This window comes from Streptomyces sp. NPDC002130 (assembly GCF_040296465.1).
GTDB lineage: Bacteria > Actinomycetota > Actinomycetes > Streptomycetales > Streptomycetaceae > Streptomyces.
Genome location: NZ_JBEOXI010000454.1, coordinates 1 through 3,560, shown reverse-complemented (window position 1 = coordinate 3,560; position 3,560 = coordinate 1). Strand labels below are relative to the sequence as shown.

3 protein-coding genes are annotated in these 3,560 nt (G+C 72.7%); all 3 read left to right on the top strand.

Annotation, left to right across the window (positions count from 1 at the left end; translation table 11 throughout):
• The first annotated feature begins 28 nt into the window (after positions 1–28).
• Positions 29–1,030: an ABC transporter permease gene (locus tag ABT116_RS40835; RefSeq protein ID WP_351645194.1), complete on the top strand. Its 1,002-nt coding sequence runs from the start codon at positions 29–31 to the stop codon at positions 1,028–1,030.
• Positions 1,027–2,025, top strand: coding sequence for an ABC transporter permease (locus ABT116_RS40830; RefSeq protein WP_351645192.1), 999 nt, complete (start codon positions 1,027–1,029; stop codon positions 2,023–2,025). Before ABT116_RS40835 ends, ABT116_RS40830 begins: the two co-directional genes overlap by 4 nt.
• On the top strand, positions 2,022–3,560 hold a 1,539-nt coding region (locus ABT116_RS40825; protein WP_351645189.1), incomplete at its 3' end, for a dipeptide ABC transporter ATP-binding protein. The genes ABT116_RS40830 and ABT116_RS40825, both read left to right, overlap by 4 nt.

The following is a 3,560-nucleotide window of genomic DNA, read 5'->3' as shown; positions in this document are numbered from 1 at the left end:
CCCTGCGGAACTCGAACAGCATCAGGACGTGATCGATGTCGACGGGTCGGAAGAAGCCGCCCCAGCGGCTGGTGCCGCCTCGGGGGCCCGTCAGTTCTGGCGGCGGCTGCGCACTCAGCGCGCCGCCCTCGTCGCGGCCGCAGTCGTCGCGCTGCTCGTCCTGGTCGCGCTCGCAGCGCCGCTGCTCACCGCCCTGGAAGGCCAGGACCCGACCACCTACCACCCCTCCCTGGTGGACTCCGCGCGCGGCGGTGTGCCCATCGGGTCCCTCGGCGGCGCGAGCGCCGACCACTGGTTCGGCGTCGAACCGCAGACCGGCCGCGACCTGTTCGCCCGGCTGGTGTACGGCGCACGCGTCTCCCTGGGCGTCGCCCTGGCCGCCACGGTCGTGCAGGTCGCCCTCGGAGTCACCCTGGGCGTCGCGGCCGCACTCGGGAAGCGATGGGTTGATCAACTGTTGAGCCGGTTCACGGACGTCATCGTCGCCATGCCGCTCATGATCATGTCGCTGGCGCTGCTCGCGATCGTGCCGTCGAGCTTCCCGCGGCCCGTGCTCGTCGCGCTCGTCATCGGCCTGATCAGCTGGGGCAACATCGCCCGGATCGTGCGGGCGCAGACGCTCACCCTCAAGGAACTCGACCACGTCGCCGCGGCCCGGCTCAGCGGCTGGGGCACCTGGAGCATCGCCCGCCGCGAACTCCTGCCCGGGATCGCCGCGCCCGTCATCACGTACGCCGCGCTGCTCGTCCCGACGAACATCACCGTCGAGGCCGCGCTGTCCTTCCTCGGCGTGGGCGTGAAGCCGCCCACGCCCTCCTGGGGGCAGATGCTCACCAGCGCCGACGTCTGGTACCAGGCCGCCCCGCAGTACCTGCTGCTGCCCGCGGGCGCCCTGTTCGTCACGGTGCTCGCCCTCACGGTCCTCGGCGACGGGATCCGCACCGCCCTCGACCCGCGCGCGGCCTCCCGGCTGCGCGTCGGGACGGGACGCAGGCGGGAGTCGAAAGCGGACGACGGAGGCAAGGCATGAACGGCTTCACCGGCTTCGTCCTGCGCCGCGCCGTCGGCGCCGTCCTCACCCTGTTCGTCATCTCGGTGATCGTCTACGTCGTCTTCTACGCCACCCCCGGCAACGTCGCCCAGATCACCTGCGGTCCGCGCTGCTCACCGGAACAGGTGCACCAGGTGGCCCGGCAACTGAACCTCGACGACCCGTTGTTCGTGCGGTACGGGCATTTCCTGCAGGGCCTCGTCGCCGGGCAGGACTACTCCACGGGCACGTCCGCGCAGCACTGCTCCGCGCCCTGCCTCGGCCTGTCGTACCAGAGCGACCAGCAGGTCACGCAGCTGATCCTGGCCAAGCTCCCGGTCAGTCTGTCCCTGGTGGCCGGCGCGATGGTCATCTGGCTGGTCCTCGGCGTCGGCACCGGTGTGCTCTCCGCCTGGCGGCGCGGCCGGTTCTCCGAGCGGGTGCTGACCGGCATCACCCTCGCCGGCACGGCCACCCCGGTCTTCGTCATCGGCCTGGTCCTGATGATCGTCGTCTGCGGGGAACTGCAACTGCTGCCCTTCCCGCAGTACGTGGCGCTCGGCGAGGACCCCGAACAGTGGGCGTGGAACCTGCTGCTGCCCTGGTTGTCGCTCGCCCTCATCGAGGCCGCCGCGTTCGCCCGGCTGACCCGGGCCTCGATGCTGGAGACGCTGGCCGAGGACCACATCCGCACCTTCCGCGCGTACGGCGTCGGCGAACGGTCGATCGTCGGGCGGCACGCACTGCGCGGCGCGTTCGCGCCGGTCATCGCGCTGAACGCCAACAACGTCGGGTCGGCGATCGGCGGCGCGGTGCTCACCGAGACGCTGTTCGGCCTGCCCGGCATCGGACAGGAACTCGTCCATGCCGTCAACGTCGTCGACCTGCCGGTCGTGGTCGGCATGGTCCTGGTCATCGGATTCTTCGTGGTCCTCGCCAACGCCGTCGCGGACGTCCTGTACGCGGTGGCCGACCGACGGGTGGTGCTGACATGAGCCTGGTCGACGTGACCGGCCTGCGTGTGGACTTCGGCGCGCTGCGTGCCGTCGACGGCCTCTCCTTCCGCCTGGAGGAGGGCGCCGCCCTGGCCCTGGTCGGCGAGTCCGGCTCCGGCAAGTCGACGGTCGCGTCCGCGCTGCTCGGTCTGCACCGCGGCACCGGCGCGCGGGTCGAGGGCACGGTCGAGGTGGCCGGCACCGACGTGCAGCGCGCCTCCGACGAGGAACTGCGGCGGCTGCGCGGCGGGCGGGCCGCCATGGTGTTCCAGGATCCGCTGTCCTCCCTCGACCCGTACTACGCGATCGGAGACCAGATCGCCGAGGTGTACCGCGTGCACGCGCGGGTGTCCCGGCGGGCGGCACGCGCGCGTGCCGTGGAGGTCCTCGACCGGGTGGGCATCCCGGACGCCGCCCGGCGGTCCCGGTCCCGGCCGCACGAGTTCAGCGGTGGCATGCGCCAGCGCGCCCTGATCGCCATGGCGCTCGCGTGCGAACCCCGGCTGCTGATCGCCGACGAGCCGACGACCGCCCTCGACGTGACCGTCCAGGCCCAGGTCCTCGACCTGCTGCACACGCTGCGCGAGGAGACCGGCATGGGCCTGCTGCTCGTCACGCACGACGTCGGCGTCGCCGCCGAGAGCGTCGACGAGGTGCTGGTGATGCGGCACGGCCGGGCGGTCGAACACGGCCCGGTCACCGACGTGCTGGGCGCACCGGCCCAGCCGTACACCCGGGAACTGCTGGCCGCCGTCCCCCGGCTGGACGCGCCCCGGAAGGCCTCGACGGCCCCGGAGGAGGTCGTCCTGGAGGCGACCGGCCTCAGGCGCGAGTTCGGGCGCGGGAAGCGGGCGTTCACGGCCGTGGACGACGTGTCGCTGGTCCTGCGCCGAGGCGAGACCCTCGGGGTCGTCGGCGAGAGCGGCAGCGGCAAGACGACCCTCGGGCGCATGCTCGTCGGGCTGCTGGAGCCGACGGCGGGATCGCTGACCTTCGAGGGCCGTCCGCACACCGGGGTGAACCCGGCCGTGCAGATGGTCTTCCAGGACCCGGTCTCCTCCCTCAACCCCCGCCGCAGCGTGGGCGAGTCCATCGCCGACCCGCTGCGCGCACGCGGTGAGCGGCAGGAGGGGCGCATCCGGGAGCGCGTGGGCGAATTGCTGGAGCGCGTGGGGCTCGAAGCGGCGCACTACGACCGCTATCCCCACGAGTTCAGCGGTGGGCAGCGCCAGCGGGTGGGCATCGCCCGGGCGCTCGCGGCCGACCCACGGGTCATCGTCTGCGACGAGCCGGTCTCGGCCCTCGACGTCACCACCCAGGCCCATGTGGTCGACCTGCTGGGGGAGTTGCAGCGCGAACTCGGGCTCGCTCTCGTCTTCGTCGCGCACGACCTGGCCGTCGTCCGCCAGGTCAGCGACCGGGTCGCGGTGATGCGGCGCGGTGGTGGAGAAGGCCGGCGTCGTCGAGCCCGCCGCCGAGGTGCCGCTCGCCTTCGCCGAGGCCATGGACGACGACCTGGGCGTGCCGCAGGCCCT

Excerpts from the sequence above, each read along its gene's own strand:
- ABT116_RS40830 (WP_351645192.1), top strand. The coding sequence starts at position 1,027 with ATGAACGGCTTCACCGGCTTCGTCCTGCGCCGCGCCGTCGGCGCCGTC.